The sequence below is a fragment of the Zhongshania sp. genome, assembly GCF_041584495.1.
Classification (GTDB): domain Bacteria; phylum Pseudomonadota; class Gammaproteobacteria; order Pseudomonadales; family Spongiibacteraceae; genus Spongiibacter.
In genome coordinates this window covers 67,649-91,862 of sequence record NZ_JBFHDY010000002.1, presented here as the reverse complement: position 1 = coordinate 91,862, position 24,214 = coordinate 67,649, and the positions used below count along the sequence as shown (strand labels likewise).

Below are 24,214 nucleotides of genomic sequence, written 5' to 3'. Positions count from 1 at the left end.
CGTGGTGGAATGCTGGCGCATCGCACATGAATCAGGCGCTGCCGAAACGCCGTTTTGATCAACTGGGGCTGATCTCGTTAGTGGATCAGTATCGTCGTCTCATGAGTACAATATGAACCGCCGTATACGGAACCGTATGTGCGGTGGTGTGGGAGGACGGCGGAAGTGATTCCGCCTCCTACCCGATCTGTTTTTTGGCAATCTGTTTTGGAGTAGCGCGATATGCAGATCAAAAGAGGTATTTGTGTGTAATCACTGATAACATTGCTGAACTTAAGCTTTTCCCCATATAAACAATAAGAGGGTATGAGTATGTCCACCAGCAAAACCCATTTCCGCACCTGCAATTTATGCGAAGCCATGTGTGGCATTGTCATCAAGGTTGACGACGGCGTTATTACCTCAATAAAAGGCGATGAAGACGACAGCTTTAGTCGCGGCCATATTTGCCCTAAGGCGATTGCTCTGAAAGATTTATACGAAGACCCGGACCGTATTCGCCGGCCCTTGCATAAAGTGGATGGCGAGTGGCAGGAACTGAACTGGCACGATGCGCTGGATAAAGTGGCAGCGCGAATTGCCAGCTTGCAGGCCGAGCACGGCAACGACGCCTTCGGTGTGTACTTGGGCAATCCCAATGTTCATAACATCGGCTCGATCCTGATGAGTGGCGGCTTATTGCGAGCCTTGAAGACCAAAAACAAATTCTCGGCGACGTCGGTCGATCAGCTGCCTCATCATATTGTGTGTTGGAAGCTGTTTGGGCATCAGTTACGGATTCCCGTGCCAGATATTGATAATACTGACTATTTTTTGATGTTCGGTGCAAACCCCTTGGCGTCTAACGGCAGCATAATGAGTGTTGCCGATGTTAAACAGCGCCTTAAAGATGTGCGCAAACGCGGTAAATTGGTGGTCGTTGACCCCCGTCGCACTGCAACAGCGGAACTCGCCGACGCGCATCATTTTGTGCGACCAGGCAGTGATGTTTTGGTGTTGCTAGCAATGCTGAATGTTGTGTTTGCAGACGGTTTGGTCAACACGGGTAGTATAGCTGAGTATCTTGACCAAGATCCCGCTGACTTGGCGGCAAGCTTTGCCGAGTTTAGCCCGGAAAAGATTGGGCCGCTGACGGGAATGTCCGCTGAGGTTATTCGCAGCATGGTACATGATTTTTGCGCGGCGTCGCAGCCGGTTATGTATGGGCGTTTAGGTGTGTCTGTTCAAGAGTTTGGCACCTTAACCCAGTATCTGATTATGCTCTTTAATATTCTGACTGGGCGCCTCGACAGTGTCGGTGGACTGATGTTTACCAAACCGGCTGTGGATATTTTGGCTCAGAGTGGCCGCGGTCACATGGGCCGCTATCACAGCAGAGTGAGGGGCTTGCCCGAATTTAATGGTGAGTTGCCAGTAGCGACGCTCGCTGAGGAAATCACCACGCCGGGCTCGGGGCAGATCAAGGGCATGATGTTGATCGCTGGGAATCCTGTGTTGTCGACCCCCAATGGCGAGCAGCTTGATCGCGCTTTTGAGAAATTAGATTTGCTGGTGGCTGTCGATTTTTATATAAATGAAAGTAGTCGCCACGCCGATTTCATTCTGCCGCCAGTAAGCCCGCTGGAGCGCGAACACTATGATGTGACCTTTAATGTGCTGGCAGTGCGTAATAACGCGCGCTATGCCGAGGCACTTTTTCCCCGGCCCAAAGATGGTCGTCACGACTGGGAAATATTGCTCGGCCTGCGGGACCGCCTGCAGCCAGCCCATAGCATCAAGGAAAAGCTCGCCCGCAATACCATTCGACGTATGGGCCCATCGGGCCTACTCAAGGTCTTACTGCGCAAAGGGCCGTATGGTGGTGGTAAAAACCCATTTGCGGGGTTGAGCTTAAATAAGTTAAAGAAATCGCCCCACGGGGTAGATTTAGGGGCATTAAGACCGGCCTCTGGGGCGATTAGCCACCATGCGGATCGTAAGGTGCATCTCGAATCGGCGTTTTTCTTGAAAGACCTTGCAAGAGTGAACACCCGTTTCTTTAATCGCGATACCGGGGGCGACAAACTTTTACTTATTGGACGGCGGGAGGTGCGCAGTAATAACTCTTGGTTACACAATAGTCATCGCTTAGTTAAAGGTAAGGATCGTTGCACTGTTATAATAAACCCTGAAGATGCGCGGCATCTTAATATTCAAAATGGGCAGCAGCTGCGGGTTAGCTCGCGGGTGGGCAGCATTGAGTTGGCGGCGGTGATTAGTGACGAGATGATGCTTGGTGTGGTGAGCATTCCCCACGGTTGGGGGCATCATCGCAGTGGCACTCAGTGGTTGGAGGCCGAGGCCCACGCGGGCGTTAGCGTGAATGATCTGACTGATGAAATGCATCTCGATGAATTGTCTGGCAATGCGGTATTAAACGGCGTGCCAGTGACCCTGGAGGCGATTTAAGGACGACGTAGGTGGCGGGGGAGTTGATGCTTAAGGGCATGCGCGGTCGCTTACATGGCTACCTGCCTGCGCAGCTATGACGTGGTGCGGTGTGCTGATTTACTGTTGTGATTCGACTGCTCTATATGATATCTCACTCCTGCGCAGGCAGGAGTCTATGTTGGGTGCAGTGGGGAATTAAGCAGGGGCGCGGTGGTTCGGTAAACTTTAGCTGGGGTAATATGCCTGCGGCTTCGGGCGTACGACTCCTGACCTTAGGTCTTTCGCGGCGAACGTTGACTCCGAATATACAGGGCTTCCACTTTTTGCCGCGCCCAAGGGGTGCGACGTAAAAATTTGAGGCTAGAGGCCACGCTGGGATTGTCGGTAAAACACTTTATTTTGATTCGGCGGCCCAACTCTTCCCAGCCGAATTGTTGTTCGAGCTGGATAAGGATCATTTCTAAGGTCATGCCGTGCAGGGGATCTTTAGCGGTTGGCGATGCCTTTTGTGTGGCCGAGGTATTGGCCGCGTTTTCAGTCATTGCGGTCGGTGTCAGGCGCTTGCGTATCGTTAACCTCATCGCTCGCAGTTTCTTCAACACGGTCTTCAGCCCTTTTTACGCGGATTTTAAAGCCGGCAATAATTTTCCCGTTAAGGTTTTGCATTGCCACCTTGGCTTCACCGGCTTTCGGCATGTTAACAAAACCAAATCCCTTAGACAGATTAGCGTCTTCGTCTCTGACGAGTTGTAGCGACTGTACCGCACCGTAGGCTTCGAACATGTCCAGTAGCTCGGCTTCGGTGGTGGTGCGGTTGAGGTTGCGAATAAGTAATTTCATGGTGCGGCCGTTTTAGTGATATGCCGCGAAGTATAGCGCTTATGGGCTTTAACTGCGCGTAAAAGCCCGCTGGATTTGTGAATCCCTCAGAGGTTTTTTAATTTTTCTTCCATATCGGCAATATCTCTTAGCCGTTGTTTGATGCGACCTTGTTGAATCTTATTGTTCACCGTTGATTTATAGGCATAGCGTAGCTGCATTTTTGCCCGCTCAAATTGGGCCTGCAAAATAAAATACTCGGCGCGGGCGATGTGCACACCAAGAATATTGCCCGCCAAGCCACGCACTTCTGCCAATTGGTACCACAGATTAGGGTCGTTTGGTCGCTGTCTGGATTGCAGGCTCAACACTTTGTCGGCTTCATCAAACTGGTTGTCGAGCTGTAATACTTCCGCCAACTTTACCGTGTAGGGATTGTTATTGGGGACGATTGCCAGCTGGCTTTGCAACAAACGAATGGCGTCGCCATAGCGCTTTTGGCCTACGAGGATGTCGGCTTTGGCCAATTGATAAGCGATGCGGCTGCTGTCGTCTTTGAGTAGGGCGGCGAGCTGCTCGTCGGCTTCTTGCCAGCGATTGAGGGCGATTAAGGCGATAACCGCGCCGTAACGGCGCGCCTCCCCGTTCACGCCACTTTCGTCTTGCCAGTTTTTGAGTAAGTCTTCTGGGTTCTTGCTGTGCTGCAGGGCCGCTCGCATTCGCATTAATTGGAAGTTTAGGTTGTCAGTATAGACCTGTCGAGGGTATTGACGAGCGCGATTGGCGCTGTCGCTAATCCGGCTGTCGGTGAGCGGGTGGGTCAGCAGAAATTCTGGTGGTTTAGAACGGGCGTAGCGCATATTGGCATTCATGTTGACAAACATGGAGGGAATGCCATTCGGATCCATATCGGCTTTAGACAGCGTTTCCATGCCGAGGCGATCCGCTTCTTGTTCGTGTTGGCGGCTAAAACGCAACTGGCTTTCTAGCGCGGCAGCTTGGGTGGCAGTTATCGCTGCAATGCCCGCATCGGCGCCTGCGGTTGCAGCCAGCACAACCCCGGCCAATAAACCCGCGAGGGTAGGTATGGTGCTTTGCTTGGCATTGTCCATTGAGCGGCTAAAGTGCCGCTGACTGAGGTGGGCAATTTCGTGGGCGAGTACCCCAGCTAATTGCGCTTCGTTGTCAGTATAGAGGAATATACCACTGTGTACGCCAATGACTCCGCCGGGAACGGCAAAGGCGTTGATGGTGGCGTTGTCGACGATCACGGTCTCTAGGCGGCGGTCTTTCAGTTCGCTGTGGGAGGCGAGACGGTAGAGCAGACCCTCAATATAGTCCTGCATCAATGGATCGTTAACTGTTTTTACGCTATTGCGGAACATTTTCAGCCACATCCTGCCCAAGTCCTGTTCTTGTTGGGCGGAGTAGCGTGAGGCGGTGACATCACCTAAATCTGGAAGGTTGTCGCGGGGACTGGTGTCGGCAAATACAAGGCTGCCGAACGCAATAAGGCTAATACTTAAGGCACGTTTAAACACAGAAAATCCTTAGTCACTCTAACGACGAAACACGGCATGGTCCTTGATAATACAAGAGCGCAGTGTTTATGACCTCATTATTCGCTAAAAGTGCTCGGGAGTTTCTGTCCCAAACGCGCTGCTGGGCTGCTGCAGCAATTCCCTTGCTTGGGCCATTTAGACGAGCAGGCTATACTAGCGAAAATTCGATTTCACACATTGAGCCTATGAAGCATATTGATATCTATATAGACGCCAGTGGCTTAGATTGTCCGCTGCCCTTGTTAAAGGCTAAGCAAGCGCTTAACCGCATGGCTGCAGGCCAGGTACTTGAGGTGCTTGCCACCGATGTTGGTTCTTGGCGGGATTTTGAGGTATTTGCCAAGCAAAGTGGTCATACTTTGTTACTCAGCGAAGAGCAGGATGCTAACTATCGTTACTTGTTCAGAAAGAAATAGGCCTTTTATTCCCCGTTATCATTCATAAAGGATTGCTTCATGCTGGGTATTGTTCGCTCGTGGTTCGATCGCTTGTTTGCGGAAGAAGAGACAGTTGTTCTGCTGCTGTTAATCGCCGCAGTACTCGTGATGATGTTAAGCCTTGGCAATGTGCTGGTGCCAATTGTGGCGAGCATTGTTTTGGCTTTTATGATGCAGGGCATTATCGCGCGCTTAAGCCGGGCTGGCGCGCCCCAGTGGTTGGCCATCGCGGTAGCTTATACGGTTTTTGTCAGTGTCTTTTTTGGCGTGCTGGTGGTCTTGTTGCCACTGGTTTGGCAGCAGTTGATTAATTTGTTTCAGGAATTGCCAACCATGCTCCGCAAGCTCCAGCATGTATTACTGGTGCTGCCGGAGCGCTCCGAGCTTTTTACCGAGCAACAAATTCGCGAGTGGATGGCGATTGCCACAAAAGAGCTGGGGTCGGTCGGTCAATATTTACTGAGCTTTTCAATCGCGCAGCTGCCCAATTTGCTGGGCTTAATGATTAATATTATCTTAATTCCGATTTTGGTGTTTTTCTTTTTAAAGGATAAGGCGACGATTTTGGGCTGGATGGCGAGTTTTCTGCCAAATCATCGGCCCTTGCTAAGTGCGGTTTGGTCAGAGATGAATGTGCAAGTCGCCAATTATGTGCGGGGTAAGGCGGTAGAAATCGTTATTGTTGGCGTGGTGTCTTATATCTGTTTTGAAGTAATTGGCCTTAACTATCCCGCTCTATTGGCATTATTAGTGGGGCTGTCGGTGGTGATTCCCTATATTGGCGCGGCGGTTGTAACCTTACCGGTGTTGTTGGTGGGGTATATTCAGTGGGGCTGGAGTGGTGAGTTTTTTACGTTATTTATGGTTTACAGTGTGATTCAGGGTCTAGATGGTAACGTCTTGGTACCATTGTTGTTTTCTGAAGCCGTTAATATGCACCCAGTAGCCATTATCGTGGCGGTATTAGTGTTTGGCGGCTTGTGGGGGATTTGGGGCGTATTTTTCGCCATTCCCTTGGCAACCTTGGTTAAGGCGATTATTTATGCTTGGCCTCGACCTGTGCGCCAGCCCTCTGCAGCGGAAGCACCCGTTGCAGACTAATTTTACCTGTGTCGCGAACTTGTTTTATTAATAAGGATACTTTGTGAACTATTTGAAATCGACGTTTGTGTTCCTCTTTGTGTTGCAACTTTCAGCTTGTGCTTGGTTGGAGGGTGTCGGCTTAAACAGTGCCAAATTTGGCATTGCAGGGGAGTCTGCGGCGGTAGCTAAACCTCCTGGCGATCAACGAGCATATCGCTATACGGTGCTGGAAAACGGTTTAAAAGTGCTCTTGATATCTGATGCCAACGCCGATAAAGCAGCTGCCGCTTTGGATGTAAATGTGGGTAGTCGGCAAGATCCTGAGAATTACCAAGGCTTGGCACATTTTTTAGAACATATGTTATTTCTGGGAACTGAAAAATACCCTGAGGCTGGTTCGTATCAAGCGTTCATTACCGCTCATGGCGGTAGTCATAATGCGTTTACAAGTTTTGAAGATACTAATTATTTCTTTGATATCAGTGCTGACTCGCTTGAGCCAGCGCTAGATCAGTTTGCTCAGTTTTTTGTTGCGCCACTGTTTAATGCGGAGTATGTGGGCCGGGAAGTCAATGCAGTGAATTCGGAATACCGAGCAAGGATTAAAGATGATCGCCGTCGAGAGTTGGCGGTCTTTAAGGCCCAAGTTAATCCAGCGCACCCCTTTGCAAAATTTTCAGTGGGTAATTTACAGACCTTACACAGCGATAATGAGGCCGCGCTGCGTGAGCAGTTATTGGCGTTTTACCAGCGCAATTATTCAGCCAATATCATGGCTTTAACGGTCATTGGTCGCGAATCCTTGGACGAGCTTGAAGCGATGGTGCGGCCTAAGTTCAGTGCTATTGCCAATCGCGAGCGTCAGCTGGACGCAATTGTTGAGCCCCTATTTAAGGCTGGTGACTTACCGCGTTGGATCAATATTCAACCTGTACAGAATCGTCGCTCATTGTCAGTAAATTTCCCCGTGCCAGATGCAGCGCCTCACTGGCGCAGCAAACCGTTAAGTTACATTGGCAATATTCTGGGTCACGAAGGTGAAGGCAGTTTGCTGGCAGTGCTTAAAAGCAAGGGTTGGGCCGATGGTTTGAGCGCTGGTGAAAGTTTGAATTACCAGGGCGGCGCGATGTTCGGAATTGAGGTTGCGCTCACCGAGGTGGGTCTAAAACACGCCGATGAGATAGTCGCACTCATATACCAAAATATTGCGCAACTGCGAGCGCAAGGCGTTGAGCGTTGGCGCTTTGCTGAGCAGGCAGGTTTGGCAATTCAGGGCTTTTTGTTTCGCGCGCAGCCAGCACCGATAAACGACGTGGTGCAATTGTCGATGGCCATGCATAAATACCCTGCGGTCGAGGTAATGCGGGCACCGTATTTAATGGACGATTACCAGCCTGAATTGCTGGCTGAGTTCCTCGCCGCGATGCGGCCTAGTAATAGTTTTATTACTCTAGTGGCGCCAGGGGTAAAACCGACCATTGATATTCCCCGCTATCAGGTTGGTTATAGTAAACGACCTATCGCCCAGGGCGAATTAGCGGTTTGGGCGTCGGGATCGTCCAAGGCATTAACTTTGCCGGCGAAGAATAATTTTGTTGCCAGTGACTTTAGTTTGAAGCGCGGTCGAGGCGAGAGCAAACCAGTTCCTGTGCCTAGCGCCGCGCCCATTGAACTGTGGTTGAATACCGACGATATATTCGAACTGCCAAAGGCAAAATTGTATCTGCAGTTAGCAACAGATAAGGCCAATAGTGATGCAGAGTCCTTGGCCAAGACTGAGATGTGGCTGCGGATGGTTAAGGACCAGCTCAATGAGTTGACCTACCCCGCGCAGTTAGCGGGTCTGGATTTTGACCTAGATGTCGATTGGCGCGGCATTGAAATTAGTATTGGTGGCTTTAACCAGAAACAAGGCGAGTTGTTGGTGCAAATATTGGCGGCCTTAAAATCACCGGCATGGCAGGAGAACCGCTTCGCACGCTTACAGGCCCAGCGCCTGCGCGAGTTTGAAAATGCCGTTAAGCAATCACCCTATCAACAATTGATTGCCGAGCTGCCGCGTATGTTGAGGCATGAAAATCCGGGATTGGCGGCTCACGAGGCGGCGACCCGAAAGCTGACGATGGCGGGGGTGGCTGCGCACGCAAAGGCTGTCCTAGAATCGGTTCAGCTGCGGATGTTGCTCGACGGTAATTTCGATCAGACAGATGCGCAACAATTAGGGGAGCGTGTAACAAACGTATTGCCTGTTAAGTCGTCACCCGCCGAGCCAATGCAGCATATCAGCCAGTTGTCTGAGGCATATATACTGCGTGAAATCGCCGCAGAGCACGATGACAGTGCTGCGTTACTCTATTTACAGAGCGCAGAAACAGGCAAGCAGGCGAGGGTGGCCATGGGTTTAACTGCACAAGTTTTAAGCGCTGATTTTTATCACCAATTGCGTACCCGCAAGCAGTTGGGTTACGTGGTTAGCGCAAGTGTTTATCCTCAGCGCGCAGTGGCCGGTTTGATCTTTTTAGTGCAATCCTCTGTGGTTGATGCGGCTACGCTGCAAGCAGAAATTAATCAGTATGTGAAAGACTGGTTGGCAGTCGGAATTGACGAAGCAACTTTTCGCCAGCACAAGGCGAGCTTGCTCAAGCGCCTGGCGGAGCAGCCCGAGAATCTGTGGGAGGCCGCTGGTCGGCATTGGCAGGATTTACTAGAAAATTACCCGGAGTTTGATAGTCGGGAGCAGTTAGTTCAGGCCTTAAATGCATTGAGTTACGATGATTGGTTGGCCGCGGCTAAGCGTGACTTGGGCACGACGTCGCAGCGAGGCTTATTGTTGTACACGGCGGGTAAATGGCCAAATCGCCTGCCAGAGGGTAAGCGGGTAGAAAGTGCCGAGAAATTTAAAGCTAACTTACCGGCTTATTCGTTTAAATGATCTAGGTATGTCATTGTTTTTGATGGTTTCGTCACATTTTATTCATATAGTAAATGCAATCATTTTGTTGATTTATGGCGGATAAGCTGTAAAAATCTCTTGCCCTCGATAGTTGTAAACCGACCGTCGAGGGACAAATAAATCCAATTATGAGGGTATTCGCTGGCTCAAAAGGCCGACGTTTAGCCCAGCCGGGCCAGGTGATAACCGTCACCAACGGGCAAAATTCAAACACCTTGAGCTGATCGCTCTGTGGTGCGCCAGTTGTAAACGGAACACTTCCAAGCTTGACGCTTGCTGGTCTGGACAGCCCACTGTACTGCTAAGGACTGTGTATGTATCAAGACCACGATTTGCGCGAAGACCTAGACCCCCAAGAAACTCAAGAATGGCTCGAAGCCCTTGACGGTGTGTTGAAAAACGGTGGCCGGGCCCGCACCGCGTTTTTGATGAAGCGGTTGGCTAAACACGCTGCCCGCGCCGGTACTCAACTGCCGTCGGCGATAACCACGTCCTTCCGCAACACCATTGAACCTAGCGACGAACGGCGCATGCCCGGCGACTTATTTATGGAGCGCAAAATTCGCTCGATGATTCGTTGGAATGCGCTGGCGATGGTGATGCGTGCGAACGACAATAATGAAGGCTTGGGTGGTCATATCTCCAGCTTTTCCTCGTCGGCGACACTTTACGATGTGGGGTTTAACTATTTTTTCCGTGGCGGTGAAAAAGCAGATTTAATTTATTATCAGGGCCATAGTTCTCCTGGAATGTATGCGCGCTCCTATCTCGAAGGACGTATTGACGAAACCCAGCTCGACAATTTCCGTCGTGAAGTTGACGGTGGCGGTCTGTCCTCATACCCACACCCATGGCTGATGCCTGATTACTGGCAATTCCCTACCGTGAGCATGGGGCTTGGCCCGATACAGGCTATTTACCAAGCGCATGTAATGAAGTATCAGCACAGCCGCGGTTTAGTGGATCACGGTGACCGTAAAGTGTGGTGTTTTATGGGCGACGGCGAGAGCGATGAGCCGGAATCATTAGGTTCAATCGCGTTGGCGGGCCGCGAAGGCTTAGATAACTTAGTATTTGTAGTGAACTGCAATTTGCAGCGTCTCGACGGCCCAGTGCGCGGTAACGGTAAAATTATTCAGGAATTAGAAGGCGTATTCCGTGGCGCTGGCTGGAATGTGGTCAAGGTAATTTGGGGGCGCCATTGGGATAAATTGCTGGAAAAAGACAAAACCGGTTTACTGCGTCGGCGTATGAATGAAGTCGTCGATGGTGAATTGCAAAACTATAAGGCCAATGGCGGCGCGTATACTCGCGAGCATTTCTTTGGCAAATACCCAGAGCTACTGGAATTGGTTGAAGACCTGTCTGACGACGATATTATGTATTTGAATCGCGGCGGCCACGACCCCTATAAAGTCTACGCAGCGTACGCCAAGGCCATGGAAACCAAAGGGCGGCCTACGGTCGTGCTGGCAATGACCGTAAAGGGTTACGGCTTGGGCGAAGGCGGAGAGGCTCAGAACGAAACGCACTCAGTGAAAAAACTGGGCGTAGAAGAACTCAAAAAGTTCCGCGATCGTTTCGGTGTGCCCATTAGTGATGAGGACCTGAAATCTGTTCCCTATTACCGCCCCGCTGAAGATAGTCCAGAGATGGTCTATATGCGTAAGCGTCGCGAAAAACTCGGTGGGTTTCTGCCTGCGCGTCAGGCTGATTTTGAGGCCCTGAAAATTCCTGAACTCGACAGCTTCAGTGCTCAGCTAAAGGCTACCGGCAAGCGTGAAATTTCCTCGACCATGGCCTTTGTGCGAATGCTGTCGAATTTGGTAAAAGATAAGGAAATTGGTTCTCGTATCGTGCCTATTGTGCCGGATGAAGCACGGACCTTTGGCATGGAAGGTATGTTCCGCCAGTTGGGTATCTACTCTTCTCAGGGCCAGCGTTACACCCCCCATGACTCTGACCAGATCATGTACTACAAAGAAGACAAGCAAGGCCAGATTTTGGAGGAGGGAATTACCGAAGCGGGCGCGTTTTCGGCGTGGTTGGCGGCGGCAACCTCTTATAGTAATCATCACTACCCGATGATTCCCTTTTATATTTTCTACTCTATGTTCGGCTTTCAGCGAATTATGGATTTGGCATGGGCAGCCGGCGACTCCCAGGCGCGGGGCTTTTTGCTGGGCGCAACGGCGGGGCGCACTACCTTGAACGGCGAAGGGCTGCAGCACCAAGACGGTCACAGTCATTTAATGGCGAATATGATTCCTAACTGTGTGTCGTATGATCCGACTTACTCTCATGAGTTGGCGGTAATTATTCAAGACGGCATGCGCCGTATGTATCAAGACAAAGAGAATGTCTTCTACTATGTGACGGTGATGAATGAGAATTACGCCCACCCCGACATGCCAGAAGGCAGCGCCGAGGGCATTATTAAAGGCCTGTATTGCCTAGCACCCAGTGCTGTTAAAAAGCCGAAGTTGAAAGTGCAATTGATGGGCAGCGGTACTATTTTGCGTGAAGTTGAAGCCGCTGCCGAAATACTAAAAGCTGACTATAAAGTTGAGGCCGACGTGTGGAGCGCGACGAGTATTAACTTGCTGCGCCGCGACGGTTTGGATTGCGAGCGTTGGAATATGTTGCACCCAGAGAGTGACGCCAAGCTGCCATACGTGACGGAGCAGCTTCGCGGTCGCCAGGGACCAGTTATATGCGCTACCGACTATATCAAATCCTATGGTGAGCAATTGCGACCTTATATTGAATCGCGTTATGTGGTTTTGGGTACTGACGGTTACGGCCGCTCAGATACCCGCGCTAAACTGCGCGCTCATTTTGAGGTTGATCGTCATTATATTGTGGTCGCTGCGCTCAAGGCGCTGGCAGATGATGGCTTGATTGCATTGAGTGTGGTCAGCAAGGCTATTAAGGCCCTTGGTATTGATACTGAAAAAGCCAACCCGCTTTATCGCTAATTTATAGAGAAGGATTTTTTTGTGGCTAAAGATACGGTAAAAATTCCTGACCTCGGTGGCGGCAGTGTTGATGTTATTGAGGTGTGTGTGGCAGTGGGCGATGTGGTCGCCAAAGAAGACTCGCTCGTGGTTTTGGAATCAGATAAAGCGTCAATGGAGATTCCCTCACCCATGGCTGGCAAGGTTTTAAGCATTAGCCTCAAAGAGGGGGCGACCGTCGAAGCCGGTGACGTGATTCTTGAACTTGAGGTTGAGGATGCAAAGCCCGACGCGCAGGACGAGGCGGCTCCCGCTGCGTCAGCCGCCCCTGAAAAAACAGTTTCGGGAGCAGAGCTGGCCCAGTCAAAAAGCCCAGCACGGGAAATGATTAAAGTCCCGGATGTGGGCAGCAGCGATGGTATTGATGTCATCGAAGTGTGTGTTGCGGTTGGTGATGTCATCAATGAAGGTGACTCGCTGCTTGTCTTGGAGTCAGATAAGGCGTCCATGGAAGTGCCTTCGCCGTTTAGTGGCAAGATCACCAAAATTGTCATGAAGGTGGGTGACAGCGCTAAGCAGGGCGCAGAGATTGCCGAAATAGAGCGAGAGATTGACGCTACTGGGGACGTAAGCGACGCCAAGGTGGAGGCATCAGCACCAGAAAAAGAAACGTCTACACCGCCGGTTGCGAGTTCGCCAGCTTCGGTGCTACCGGCTGCAAAGCCTGAGCCTACGGTAACGAGTCACGCCGATGTTTACGCCGGTCCTGCGGTTCGAAAACTGGCGAGGGAGTTTGGTTTAGCGCTTAAGCAAATGACGGGAACGGGGCCTAAAGGCCGGATTCTCAAAGAGGATGTGCAGCAATTTGTTAAAGACCTGTCACAGGGGCGCGCGAGTGGCGGGGATTCTAATGGCGCAGGGCTGCCGTCAATTCCCGACGTCGACTTTAGCCAGTTTGGTGAGATCGATATTCAGCCATTAACGAAATTGCATAAGCTCACCGCGCTTAATATGCATCGCAGCTGGGTGAATTTGCCTCACGTGACCCAGTTTGATGAGGTGGATATTAGTGCGTTAGAAGATTTCCGCACAGGCTTAAAGCGTGAGGCTGAGCAGCGCGCTGTGAAATTAACGCCACTGCCGTTTTTGCTCAAAGCCGCCGCCGTGGCCTTGCAAGCACACCCTAAGTTTAATGCTTCGCTCAGCGCTGACGGCGAAAACATGGTGTATAAAAAATACATTAATATTGGTATTGCTGTTGATACACCCGCGGGCTTGGTGGTGCCGGTGGTTCGCGATGTAGACAAAAAGTCGCTGTGGGATTTGGCGGCAGAAACTGCGGAGTTGGCGCAAAAGGCGAAGGATCGCAAGCTGAAACCCGTGGATATGCAAGGTGGTTGCTTCACTATTTCCAGTCTCGGCAGCGTTGGCGGCACCGGTTTTACACCAATAATTAATGCCCCTGAGGTGGCCATTATGGGTGTGTCTAAGTTGACAGTTAAGCCAGTGTGGAACGGCAGCGAGTTCGTACCCAAAAAAATGCTGCCAGTGTCTTTGTCTTATGACCACCGTGCAATTAACGGTGTGGACGCTGGCCAATTTTTCACCTTTATGGGCAGTGTACTTACGGATATTCGACGTTTATTGCTGTGATCAGGGCCTTAAATACGTGCTAAGTAATGGCTACGCCATAAAACCTTCTTCACATTGCGTGCAGGAGGTTTTTTTTGCTCAAATAAATGGTCTGAGTAGGGATTAGATAGCAGCAAATCGCTAATTAGAAGCTATGATGGTGAACGGGCCTGAGTAATCCCCATTGCTGTGCGACTTGGCTTAGCTATTGCTAGGTACTATGTAAGTTAATGGGGCAAGTCTATGACTTTATATCGGCTTTGCTCCTTGGTGTGGCCGAGCAGGGACTAAGACTGCACCGTGATGGCGCGTTTTAGTAGTGGCTATGTGTTTTCAATGTATTGGATACGATGCGTATGAGTGAGAAGAAGCACGAAGGGGCTGATGGAATAGACTGGAGTCGCTACCCGTCGACCGATTTTTTTGATGAAATGATTAATAATAAGGGTAAAGCGCGTCCGGTGAGCCGGAAGATCGCCAAACTTTTGGGTGATTTGAGTGCTGAAGAACTCGAGAGTCGCAAGGGGGCGGCAGAGAGCACCGTGCGGGATATGGGCGTAAGTTTTACCGTGTATTCAGATGGCGAGAATATCGACCGGACTTGGCCCTTTGATTTGATTCCCCGCGTGATTAGCGCAGAAGAATGGGCGCACACTGCGAAAGGGCTTAAACAGCGCGTTAAAGCCCTTAATATGTTTATTAATGATGTGTACCACAAACAGCGCATTTTCAAAGACGGTGTGTTGCCTGCCTATCTGATTAAAGACTCAAAGAATTTTCGGCCAGAATGTGTTGGTATAAATCCACCTAAAGGGGTGTGGGCACATATTTGCGGTTGCGATTTGGTGCGTGATGCAGATGGTAAGTTCTATGTATTAGAAGACAATCTGCGGGTGCCTTCAGGAGTGGCCTATATGTTGGAAAATCGCGAGGTCAGCAAGCGGGTGCTGCCCGAGTTTTTTGAAACCAATATCATTCTGCCGGTCGATGATTATTCGACTAAACTCTTTAATATGCTGGCCTCGGTTTCACCGCGCCGTGTGCGGCAACCGGAAATTGTGATTCTAACCCCCGGCATCTACAACTCCGCTTATTTTGAACACGCGTATTTAGCTCAACAGCTTGGCGTTGAGCTCGTTGAGGGCAGCGATTTATTTGTCGATGACGACGACTGCGTTTACATGAAATCGATTTCTGGTCTTGAGCGGGTCGATGTTATTTATCGCCGTATTGATGACTTGTTTTTGGACCCTGAAGTGTTCCATCCAGATTCTATTTTGGGTGTCGCGGGTTTAATGCGGGCCTGGCGGGCGGGCAATGTGGCGGTGGTTAATGCGCCGGGGGCCGGGGTGGCTGACGACAAAGTGGTCTACGCCTACGTGCCTAAAATGATTGAATACTATCTTGGCGAAGAGACGATTTTACCCAATGTTGAAACCTATCTTTGTGATGACCCGGAACAACTGAAATATGTCTTGGCCAATATTGAGCAGCTGGTTGTAAAACCCGCTAATGAATCGGGTGGCTACGGCATGATGGTTGGGCCTCATGCGACCAAAAAGGATCATGAGGAATTCCGGAGATTGGTGGTTGCAAACCCTCGTAATTACATCGCTCAGCCAACACTTAAACTGTCCACTGCGCCAGTATTGACTGGGCCTGGTGTTGCTGAACCTCGCCATCTCGATTTGCGACCATTTGTTTTACAAGGCAAAGGAATAGACGTGACGACCGGCGGGCTGACGCGCGTTGCCTTAGTAAAGGGCTCATTGGTGGTCAACTCCTCGCAGGGCGGCGGCAGTAAAGATACCTGGATTGTGGCTGAACGGGAGGTGAAGTCATGATGTTGTCACGCGTTGCAGAACGAGTGTATTGGTTTGGTCGCTATCTTGAGCGTGTAGAAAGTATGGCGCGGCTTATTCAGGTTTATACCGGCCTGCTCTTTGATTTACCTCAGAATACCGGAATTAGCTGGCATAACTTGGTTATTGCAAGCGGCAGCCACGCTGAATATAACCGCCGTTTTTCCGTGCAAGATGAGAAACGGGTCGTAAAATTTTTATTGGCGGATCTTAGTAACCCCAGTTCATTGGCCTCGTCACTGCGCATGGTGCGGGAAAATATTCGTACCACCCGAGATATGCTACCTCCAGAGAGCTGGGAGCTGGTGAATGAATTTCAGATTTTTGTCAATGAAAACATGGCCCAAGGCTTAAATCGTCGCTATCGTCATGAATTTCTAGAACAAATTGTTAAAACCTGTCAGCAAATTAACGGCTTAATTGCAGACACGATGCGCCGTGATGCCGCGTGGCATTTTTTGAACTTAGGGCGCAGTCTTGAGCGCGCCGATATGACTATTCGTATCCTAGAGGCGGGCGCGAGTATGTCTAGCGATTTTATCGAGAATGACACCAATCATGTGCTGGACGTGGTGTGGGGCAGTGTATTAGGCACCCTGAATGCCACCATGCCTTACCGGCGTACCATGAAAGTGGCGGTTAATGGTGATGATGCGGCGCGCTTTTTACTGGAAGACACGCTGTTTCCCCGTTCGGTTGCCTGTGGCTTACTGAGAATGCGGGAATCCGCAGAATTATTGCCAGGTAATGAGACCGTAATTAGCGCATTGACCAAATTAGTGAATACGGTCGTGAAGGGCAGCGACTATAATGATGTGTCTGAGGGCTTTCCAGCTTATCTTACCGCGTTGGAACAAAGCTCCATTATCGTCCACTCTGCGATTCAGGATAGTTGGTTTAAGCATACTTAATTCGTGTGAGGGGCGGTCTATTGGTTTGAATATTTGCTCGGCTCAGGTACTTGCGGTAGTCTTTCCCCCCTCGGAATTCCCTTCTCGTAGTAAATCGGGGGTTTCCGGGCGGTGATTATCATTGCCAAGTAGAACATAACTTTAAGCCGAGGGGTAGCGGTGTTCCCAGTTTCCGGGAAATCCCTTTTATTGAACTCGTATTTTGGCATCGCATCCATGTTAACTGACCGTTTTGTCTACACGCCCCAGCATGAACAGTACGACGAAGTCGTAGACCAGGACGGTCAAATTCGCGAACACTGGCATTACCCTATGCGGGTTATGAATGCCATGGGGGTCGATGCCCTACTTGAGCGTCAGCGCACCGCGAAGCGTATTCTCCGAGACGATGGCGCTAGTTACAGCCCCGGTGGTCAGCTCAATGTCAGTCATACTTGGAATCTCGATTTACTGCCCTTAATCCTCTCTAGTCAGGAATGGGAGGGCATAGAAAACGCGCTGCGTGAGCGCGCCGAGTTACTGAATTTAATTCTCAGAGATTTATACGGTGAGCGCAGCCTCATCTTAAACAAGGTTATTCCGCCAGCGGTATTGTATAGCCACCCCGGATTTTTGCGGGCCTGTGATGGCATTCGGCTGCCTGGCGAGCATCAGCTCATTTTCCACGCCTCTGACTTGGTGCGCTCAGCAAGTGGTGAATGGCTGGTTATTGGTGATCGCACCCAGGCACCGTCGGGAACCGGGTATGCCCTAGAAAACCGCACAGTATTGCGACGGGTCATGCCCAGTTTGTTCCGTGACGCTCACGTCCATCGCTTGTCTAACTTTTTTTTACAGTGGCGTCGCAAGTTGGCGGAACTGAGCCAAACCAAAGATGCGCCGCTTGTTGTGTATTTGACCCAGGGCGCATTTAAAGAGAACTCATTCGAAGACGCTTATTTAGCAAATTATTTGGGCTACCCTCTAGTGCAAAGCCGCGATTTAACCGTGCGGAAGGGGGGCTTGTGGTTGAAATCCTTGGAAGGCTTACGCCGCGTAGATGTGGTGTTGCGACGTATCGACGATAGCGTTGCTGACCCTGTTGTATCTCGACAAAGTTTTGGTCAGGGCATTCCCGGTTTAACCGAAGTTGTGCGCGCGGGCGGCGTGGTTATCGCCAATCCGCTGGGCAGCGGTATTCTTGAAAACCCCGTGTTGGCTAAGTATATGCCGGCCATCGCTCGTCACTTTTTGGGGCGAGATCTGCGCTTAAACTCGGTGCCGACATGGTGGTGTGGTGATGCGGCTGACTTGGAATACGTCAAAGCCCATTTTGCTGACTTATTAATTCGCCACACCTGCCGGGCACCTGGCAGGCACAGTGTGTTTGTCGCGGAACTCAATGCGGAGGAGCGCGCTAGCCTACTGGCTAAGGTGCTTGCTAATCCGGTTGATTATGTCGCGCAGAGCGCTGTGCGCCCGTCGCAGACCCCCGCGCTTGACGGCAAGGTGTTTAGCAGTCGCCCTTTGGTGCTGCGCAGTTTTACGGTTGCCAGTGGTAGCTCGTACTCAGTGATGCCGGGAGGGCTGACGCATATTGGCAGCCATACTGATACCCAGCACATAGTGAGCCAGTACGGTGGCGGTAGTAAAGATACTTGGATTATTGCCTCGGAGCCAGAAGTCGAAGACAGCGTTTTTGAGCCGGAGAAGTTGGCGCGGCAGTCTCAGGCGCTTGATCGTAATTTCAGTTTACCGAGCCGGGTAATCGACAATTTATTTTGGTTCGGGCGCTACGCAGAGCGCGCTGAATCTGGTTTGCGTCTTGTGCGCACCGCGTTCGAAGAACTCAATAGTATTGAACCTCTCTCGCCGGAAAGCCGCCGGGTGTTGTTGTGCTCGGTTACCCACGTTACGGGAACGTATCCAGGATTTACCGCTAAAACCGCAGACTTTAATGCGCCGGAATACGAACTCCTGGATATCGTGTCAAACCGTTCTCGACCAGGCAGTATCGCACACTGCCTAGAGGCCATTTTGCACTCCGCCGACGGCGTAAAAGAATTGTTATCGAATGACATGCTACGTTTAGTGAATGATATTCGCGACGGCATGGAGTTCTTAAATAAGAATTTAAAAAGCAGCTTGCAGGCGGCACCAGATGAATTGCTCGATCCTTTGATAACAAGCCTGCTGGCACTTTCCGGTCTCAGTCAGGAGAGCATGGTGAGAGGCCGGGCCTGGCGCTTTATGGAAATGGGCCGACGCCTTGAACGGGCACAGAAAACGGTTGAACTGCTTACCCGCATGTTGGTGGTTAATGTCGGCGATGGCCAGAATGTGCCGCTGCTTAAACCGGTGTTAGCGAGCCTAGAGTCGCGTATCGTCTACAAACGTTATTATCGCAGTGGTTACCGTCTTGATAAGGGCATGGAATTGCTGTTGTTCGATCGTGAAAATCCGCGTTCGGTCATGTTCCAGCTAGAGAGCTTGCGCGGCCATCTTGAAGACGTGCTTGGTCCTAATAAGGGTATTCAATTAACGGAAGACATGCGCTGCATTTTACGGGCAAGTAACACCCTGCTTATGTCGCGCTTGGATGAATTGGCTGCCAGGGACGAGGCCAGCGGTGAACACCTGAATTTGGGTAAATTACTCAGTCAATTAGACAGTGATTTAAAGGCCGCTTCTCAGGCGTTGGCAGATCGTTACTTTGATCACGCCGCTGGGCCGCAACCCGTTGAAATGAGTGGCAGGGGTGAGACATGAAATACCGCGTCAAGCATTCGACACGCTATGAATATGCTGATCAAGTGAACCAAGGCTATAACGTTGCCTACCTTATTCCGCGCGAGTGCAATGGTCAGCGGGTGAATTTTAGTGATATTCGAATTATTCCAACGCCGGCCAGCAAGATTAAGCGGGTCGATTATTTCGGTAATGTGGTTTGCCACTTTACGGTGGAAAAGCCCCATCGAACCCTCGAAGTTATTGTTGATAGTGAAGTGGACGTTGCACCGTCGGAGCCGCGCTTGCTAAGTGGTGGCATTACCTGCGCGGAGGTGCGTGCAGCGCTCGTAAATGGCATTAATACGGAAGATGTAAAAGCATCCGAATTTTGTTTTGACTCCCCAATGATTGCGGTAACAAGAGAACTAAGTGAATTCGCGGTCGATTTATTTAGTCCGGATCGCCCGTTTCTAGAAGCAGTGAGTACACTAAATTCGCGTATTTTTAGGGATTTTAAATACGACCCGGGTTTTTCAACGGTGGCTACGCCACTAACAGATGTGATGGCCAGTCGTCGTGGTGTATGCCAAGACTTTGCACACCTTGCCATTGGTGTTTTGCGGGGCATGGGTTTTGCCGCGCGCTATGTCAGTGGTTACTTAGAGACCTTACCGCCGCCGGGTCAGGTCAAACTGGCGGGTGCCGATGCATCTCATGCGTGGTTTGCGGTTTATATTCCAGGTGATGATTGGCAAGATTTTGACCCCACCAACGATGTTATGCCTGCGGATCAGCATATTACGACTGCTTGGGGGCGGGATTATTCTGATGTAACGCCCTTAAAGGGCGTGGTATTTGGTGGCGGCGGTAAGCAAGTCTTGTCGGTGGCCGTGGACGTGTCACGGGCGGAGTCGCCCTCCGAACGCGCTTTGTTTGCTGCTAATGGTGCTTCCGCTCGGCGTTTAGACGATCCGGTGGCGCAAAGCCCTGGACTGCCCAATCAGCAGAGTCAGAGCCAACAGAACCAGAGCCAGGCCCAGGCCAGCCCCACTCAAGCTTTGCAATCGCAAACCCAGTCACAACTGCCGCCGCGCAGCGTATAAGCCCTACGCAATACGGTGGTTAGGACGGGTGCTGTCACTCCCGTCATCCCCTTGACCGTTTCGGTCACTCCAATGTGTTTAGGCCCGCGCTAGTGTGGGCCTATACACGTCGTCGCGTTCGTCTGGCGTTTTCCAAGACAATAATTAGTGAGAAGCTCATGTCGGCTCAAAATACCTTAATAGCGTTGGTCACTGGGGCCAGTCGTGGTGCAGGGAAGGGCATCGCGCTCGCTTTGGGTGATGTTGGCGCCACGGTATATGTTACTGGGCGCAGTGCTAAGGAAGGCGAGGCGTCACTGCCGGGCACGGTATTTGCGACTGCCGAGGAGGTTAGCCGCCGCGGTGGCCGAGGAATTCCGGTGGTGTGCGACCATGCAGACGACAGTCAGGTCGAATCACTTTTTGCACAAATAGCTGCCGAACAGGGTCGCCTCGATCTCTTAGTTAACAACGTACTGTGTGTTCCCGACGGTTTAACCATCGCCGGGCCTTTTTGGGAGAAGCCTTTAGCATTACAGGCGCTTTTAGATGTTGGCCTGCGTTCGACTTATGTGGCGAGCTATTTTGCGGCGCCACTGCTCTTGAAAAGCACAAGGGGGCTGATCATTAATACCTCGTCACCCGGTGGCCGCAGTTATATGCATGGCCCTGCCTATGGCGCGGGCAAGGCCGCCGTCGACAAAATGGCCCACGATATGGCGGTGGATTTTAAAGCCTACGATGTGGCGGTAGTTGCCTTGTGGATGGGAATTTTAAAAACAGAGAGAACAATGGCCGCTATTGATGCCCAGCCTGAATTATATGGCCACATGCTGGCGATAGCCGAATCGCCAGAATACAGCGGTCGGGTTATCGCTGCGCTCTCTCAAGATCCTCAGCGTATGCAATACAGCGGCAAGGTGTGTATGGCCGCAGAGCTTGGCGAGCGCTACGGCGTCGTCGATATTGATGGTCGGCAGCCGCCGTCGCCACGCGCCATTTTTGGCGGAGTCACCGAGTTTGGCGACGTTGTTATTCAATAGCGTGCGGCTAACTGTCGTCCATATGGGGTATTAGGGAGCACGGGGCAATTCGGTAAAATCCTTGCTCTAAAATAGCGGTGAGACGGTGTTGGCCCAGCGTGGTTTGGCATGGTCTCCTATAAGCGGGGGAGAACATCAAAATGGCATTACAGATCGCGGGTTTACCAGAGGGTCAGTATGCCACGCTAGCGAATGGCCAGCGTATTCACTATTTGGATCAAGGCGCTGGGCCTATTGTGGTATTTCTGCACGGCAGCGGCAGCGGCGCAAGTGGGCACAGTAATTTCAAGTACAACTACCCCTATATTGTTGACCAAGGCTTTCGCGTCATCGTGCCGGATCTTATTGGCTATGGTTATTCCGATAAGCCCGACGACGTGCAATACCACTTGGATTTTTTTGTTGAATGCATTCAGCAATTACTCGCCCAGCTTGATGTTGAACGCTGTGTTCTCATTGGCAACTCTTTAGGCGGTGCCATTGCCATTAAATACACCTTAGACAACCCTGCCGGTGTGGATAAATTGGTGTTGATGGCGCCGGGTGGTATTGAGGAACAGGCGGATTATTTTCATATGCCCGGTATGCAGGTGATGAAGGAGGTTTTCACCTCTGGCCCGATGGCGCCAGAGCGCATAGAGGACTTTATTCGCCGGGGCTTGGTGTACGACGATAGCGTCGTTGACCAACAGCTTATTAATGAGCGCTGGGGCATATTTCAACAACAAAATAGCCAAGTTATCACCTCGATGGTGGTGCCCAATATGGCGTCTCGCCTCCAAGAAATCGAATGTCCAGTTTTGGCATTTTGGGGCGTGAATGAACAAATGATGCCGGAAACCGGCATACAAACCCTCGCCAAAAATTGTCGCCATATTCGTTTAACCCTAGTTTCTGAGTGTGGCCACTGGGTCATGGTGGAACACTGGGACATGTTTAATCGCAATACCGCCGATTTTTTGAGAAATAATTAATATGCACAAACAAGAAATTGAAACGCTGGGTAATGCCTTGTATACCGCAATGCGCAGCTTTCAGCCTATCTCACCACTCACTGAGCAAGCGCCAGGTATTACACTTGATGATGCCTATTATATTTCTCTGCAGATGCTAAAGCGTCGTCTAGAAGATGACGGCGAAGTGGTGGTTGGTAAAAAAATCGGGGTGACCAGCAAAGTAGTACAGGACATGCTCGGTGTTCATCAACCTGATTTTGGCTTTTTAACCGATGCGATGGCGTACGCCAACGGCGCCGATGTGCCGGTTGCCGGTAATATGATTCAGCCTCGCGCAGAAGCCGAAATTGGTTTTAAGCTCAAAGCTGACCTAAAAGGCCCCGGTGTCACCGAGGCCGATGTTTTGGCCGCTACCGAATGGATTATGCCGTGTTTTGAAATTGTCGATTCGCGTATTAGCGATTGGAAAATTCAAATCCAAGACACGGTTGCTGACAATGCTTCTTGCGGTGTTTATGTGCTTGGCGATAGCAGCGCAGACCCGAAGGGTTTGGATTTACCCAATTTAAAAATTACCGTGTGGAAAAATGGCGAGTTGCTCAGTGAAGGTCTGGGTAGTGCAGTGCAGGGCAACCCACTCACGGCAGTGGCCTGGCTGGCGAATACCTTGGGCCGCTTCGGGATTCCCTTTAAAGCGGGCGAGCTTATTTTGTCGGGTTCACTCGTGCCACTCGAGCCCGTTCAAGCTGGCGACAAAATGACCATGGAATTACACGGAATTGGTCGCGCCGCTGTGCAGTTTGTGTAATTACATATCAACGGCACCTGAATTTACTATGAGAGTTAACGATAATGGCTGAAAAAATTAAGGTAGCACTAATCGGTCCGGGCAATATTGGCACTGATTTATTAATGAAAGCACTTCGTTCGGAATTTATCGAACCGGTGTGGATGGTGGGTGTTGATCCAGATTCACCGGGTTTAACGCGGGCCGCTGACATGGGCTTAAAGGTCACTTCTGCGGGTGTTGACGGTATGGTGCCCACGATGCGTGCAGATGGTGTGCAGATTTGCTTTGACGCAACGTCAGCCTACGTTCACGCGGAGAATTCTCGCAAGGTAAATGAACAGGGCGCTCTTATGATCGATTTAACGCCGGCGGCCATTGGTCCCTACTGCGTGCCGTCGGTTAATTTAAATGAGGCACTTGCCGAGAGCTGCATGAATGTCAATATGGTGACGTGCGGGGGCCAGGCGACCATACCAATGGTAGCGGCCGTGTCGCGGGTGCAAAAAGTGAGCTATGGCGAGATTGTGGCCACGGTGAGTTCGCGCTCAGTTGGGCCAGGCACGCGCAAAAATATTGATGAATTTACCCGCACAACCGCAGGTGCGGTTGAGCAAGTGGGTGGCGCGACCAAAGGTAAGGCGATTATTGTCATCAACCCTGCTGAGCCACCATTAATGATGCGTGACACTATCCATTGCCTAACGGTTGATACCCCCGATCAGGCGGCGATAACGGCCTCAGTGCACGCCATGGTTGCTGAAGTGCAAAAATACGTGCCCGGTTACCGCCTCAAAAATGGCCCAGTGTTCGATGGCAATCGGGTATCTATTTTTATGGAAGTAGCGGGGCTAGGCGACTTTTTACCTAAATACGCGGGTAATCTCGACATTATGACTGCAGCGGGCTTGCGTACCGCTGAAATGTTTGCCGAAGAAATATTGGCTGGCCGTTTAACATTAAAGCCGACGGCCGCTTAAGGGGGTACAGT

17 protein-coding genes are annotated in these 24,214 nt (G+C 50.9%); 14 read left to right on the top strand and 3 right to left on the bottom strand.

The annotated features are described in order from the left end of the window. Positions 1-312 precede the first annotated feature (312 nt). Positions 313-2,448: a molybdopterin oxidoreductase family protein gene (locus ABYP33_RS00825; RefSeq protein WP_373087182.1), complete on the top strand. Its 2,136-nt coding sequence runs from the start codon at positions 313-315 to the stop codon at positions 2,446-2,448. Positions 2,449-2,702: 254 nt separating this feature from the next. On the opposite strand, the gene ABYP33_RS00820 is transcribed toward ABYP33_RS00825, so the two are convergent. The 3 genes from ABYP33_RS00820 to ABYP33_RS00810 form a co-directional block, all read right to left on the bottom strand. Continuing rightward, positions 2,703-2,972, bottom strand: a complete 270-nt coding sequence (locus ABYP33_RS00820; RefSeq protein ID WP_373087180.1) for a VF530 family DNA-binding protein — start codon at positions 2,970-2,972, stop codon at positions 2,703-2,705. Continuing rightward, positions 2,965-3,270, bottom strand: coding sequence for an RNA recognition motif domain-containing protein (locus ABYP33_RS00815; RefSeq protein ID WP_373087177.1), 306 nt, complete (start codon positions 3,268-3,270; stop codon positions 2,965-2,967). Before ABYP33_RS00815 ends, ABYP33_RS00820 begins: the two co-directional genes overlap by 8 nt. Before the next feature lie 86 nt (positions 3,271-3,356). After that, on the bottom strand, positions 3,357-4,790 hold the full coding sequence (locus ABYP33_RS00810; RefSeq protein ID WP_373087174.1) for a M48 family metalloprotease: 1,434 nt from the start codon (positions 4,788-4,790) through the stop codon (positions 3,357-3,359). Positions 4,791-4,996: 206 nt separating this feature from the next. Between ABYP33_RS00810 and ABYP33_RS00805 the strand changes: the two genes are divergently transcribed. The 13 genes from ABYP33_RS00805 (at position 4,997) to ABYP33_RS00745 (ending at position 24,203) form a co-directional block, all read left to right on the top strand. Next, positions 4,997-5,227 carry a sulfurtransferase TusA family protein gene (locus tag ABYP33_RS00805; protein WP_373087190.1) on the top strand — a complete coding sequence of 77 codons (231 nt, stop codon included), beginning with the start codon at positions 4,997-4,999 and terminating at the stop codon, positions 5,225-5,227. A 39-nt stretch (positions 5,228-5,266) separates the two neighbouring features. Beyond that, positions 5,267-6,349 (top strand): AI-2E family transporter, encoded by a 1,083-nt coding sequence (locus ABYP33_RS00800; RefSeq protein ID WP_373087171.1) that lies wholly within the window; start codon positions 5,267-5,269, stop codon positions 6,347-6,349. 43 nt (positions 6,350-6,392) lie between these two features. Continuing rightward, positions 6,393-9,263, top strand: a complete 2,871-nt coding sequence (locus tag ABYP33_RS00795) for an insulinase family protein (protein WP_373087168.1) — start codon at positions 6,393-6,395, stop codon at positions 9,261-9,263. Positions 9,264-9,616: 353 nt separating this feature from the next. Then, the gene (gene aceE, locus ABYP33_RS00790) at positions 9,617-12,262 is read left to right on the top strand and encodes a pyruvate dehydrogenase (acetyl-transferring), homodimeric type (protein WP_373087187.1); all 2,646 of its coding nucleotides are present in this window, start codon (positions 9,617-9,619) and stop codon (positions 12,260-12,262) included. A gap of 21 nt (positions 12,263-12,283) precedes the next feature. After that, positions 12,284-13,894: a dihydrolipoyllysine-residue acetyltransferase gene (locus ABYP33_RS00785; protein ID WP_373087165.1), complete on the top strand. Its 1,611-nt coding sequence runs from the start codon at positions 12,284-12,286 to the stop codon at positions 13,892-13,894. Positions 13,895-14,229: 335 nt separating this feature from the next. After that, on the top strand, positions 14,230-15,717 hold the full coding sequence (locus ABYP33_RS00780) for a circularly permuted type 2 ATP-grasp protein (RefSeq protein WP_373087162.1): 1,488 nt from the start codon (positions 14,230-14,232) through the stop codon (positions 15,715-15,717). Next, on the top strand, positions 15,714-16,646 hold the full coding sequence (locus ABYP33_RS00775) for an alpha-E domain-containing protein (RefSeq protein ID WP_373087160.1): 933 nt from the start codon (positions 15,714-15,716) through the stop codon (positions 16,644-16,646). The genes ABYP33_RS00780 and ABYP33_RS00775 overlap by 4 nt, the downstream gene beginning before the upstream one ends. A gap of 216 nt (positions 16,647-16,862) precedes the next feature. Further along, positions 16,863-19,394, top strand: coding sequence for a circularly permuted type 2 ATP-grasp protein (locus ABYP33_RS00770; protein ID WP_373087157.1), 2,532 nt, complete (start codon positions 16,863-16,865; stop codon positions 19,392-19,394). Next, the gene (locus tag ABYP33_RS00765) at positions 19,391-20,458 is read left to right on the top strand and encodes a transglutaminase N-terminal domain-containing protein (RefSeq protein ID WP_373087155.1); all 1,068 of its coding nucleotides are present in this window, start codon (positions 19,391-19,393) and stop codon (positions 20,456-20,458) included. Before ABYP33_RS00770 ends, ABYP33_RS00765 begins: the two co-directional genes overlap by 4 nt. A 158-nt stretch (positions 20,459-20,616) precedes the next feature. Further along, positions 20,617-21,480 (top strand): SDR family NAD(P)-dependent oxidoreductase, encoded by an 864-nt coding sequence (locus ABYP33_RS00760; protein WP_373087152.1) that lies wholly within the window; start codon positions 20,617-20,619, stop codon positions 21,478-21,480. A gap of 140 nt (positions 21,481-21,620) precedes the next feature. Further along, on the top strand, positions 21,621-22,454 hold the full coding sequence (locus ABYP33_RS00755; protein WP_373087149.1) for an alpha/beta fold hydrolase: 834 nt from the start codon (positions 21,621-21,623) through the stop codon (positions 22,452-22,454). Position 22,455: 1 nt separating this feature from the next. Continuing rightward, positions 22,456-23,244 carry a fumarylacetoacetate hydrolase family protein gene (locus ABYP33_RS00750; RefSeq protein ID WP_373087146.1) on the top strand — a complete coding sequence of 263 codons (789 nt, stop codon included), beginning with the start codon at positions 22,456-22,458 and terminating at the stop codon, positions 23,242-23,244. 44 nt (positions 23,245-23,288) lie between these two features. Further along, complete coding sequence (locus ABYP33_RS00745) at positions 23,289-24,203, top strand: acetaldehyde dehydrogenase (acetylating) (RefSeq protein ID WP_373087143.1); 915 nt, start codon at positions 23,289-23,291, stop codon at positions 24,201-24,203. Positions 24,204-24,214: the final 11 nt, after the last annotated feature.

Coding starts and splice junctions, on each gene's coding strand:
- ABYP33_RS00825 (WP_373087182.1), top strand. CDS start 313: ATGTCCACCAGCAAAACCCATTTCCGCACCTGCAATTTATGCGAAGCC.
- ABYP33_RS00820 (WP_373087180.1), bottom strand. CDS start 2,972: ATGACTGAAAACGCGGCCAATACCTCGGCCACACAAAAGGCATCGCCA.
- ABYP33_RS00815 (WP_373087177.1), bottom strand. CDS start 3,270: ATGAAATTACTTATTCGCAACCTCAACCGCACCACCACCGAAGCCGAG.
- ABYP33_RS00805 (WP_373087190.1), top strand. CDS start 4,997: ATGAAGCATATTGATATCTATATAGACGCCAGTGGCTTAGATTGTCCG.
- ABYP33_RS00800 (WP_373087171.1), top strand. CDS start 5,267: ATGCTGGGTATTGTTCGCTCGTGGTTCGATCGCTTGTTTGCGGAAGAA.
- ABYP33_RS00780 (WP_373087162.1), top strand. CDS start 14,230: ATGAGTGAGAAGAAGCACGAAGGGGCTGATGGAATAGACTGGAGTCGC.
- ABYP33_RS00775 (WP_373087160.1), top strand. CDS start 15,714: ATGATGTTGTCACGCGTTGCAGAACGAGTGTATTGGTTTGGTCGCTAT.
- ABYP33_RS00770 (WP_373087157.1), top strand. CDS start 16,863: ATGTTAACTGACCGTTTTGTCTACACGCCCCAGCATGAACAGTACGAC.
- ABYP33_RS00765 (WP_373087155.1), top strand. CDS start 19,391: ATGAAATACCGCGTCAAGCATTCGACACGCTATGAATATGCTGATCAA.
- ABYP33_RS00760 (WP_373087152.1), top strand. CDS start 20,617: ATGTCGGCTCAAAATACCTTAATAGCGTTGGTCACTGGGGCCAGTCGT.
- ABYP33_RS00755 (WP_373087149.1), top strand. CDS start 21,621: ATGGCATTACAGATCGCGGGTTTACCAGAGGGTCAGTATGCCACGCTA.
- ABYP33_RS00750 (WP_373087146.1), top strand. CDS start 22,456: ATGCACAAACAAGAAATTGAAACGCTGGGTAATGCCTTGTATACCGCA.
- ABYP33_RS00745 (WP_373087143.1), top strand. CDS start 23,289: ATGGCTGAAAAAATTAAGGTAGCACTAATCGGTCCGGGCAATATTGGC.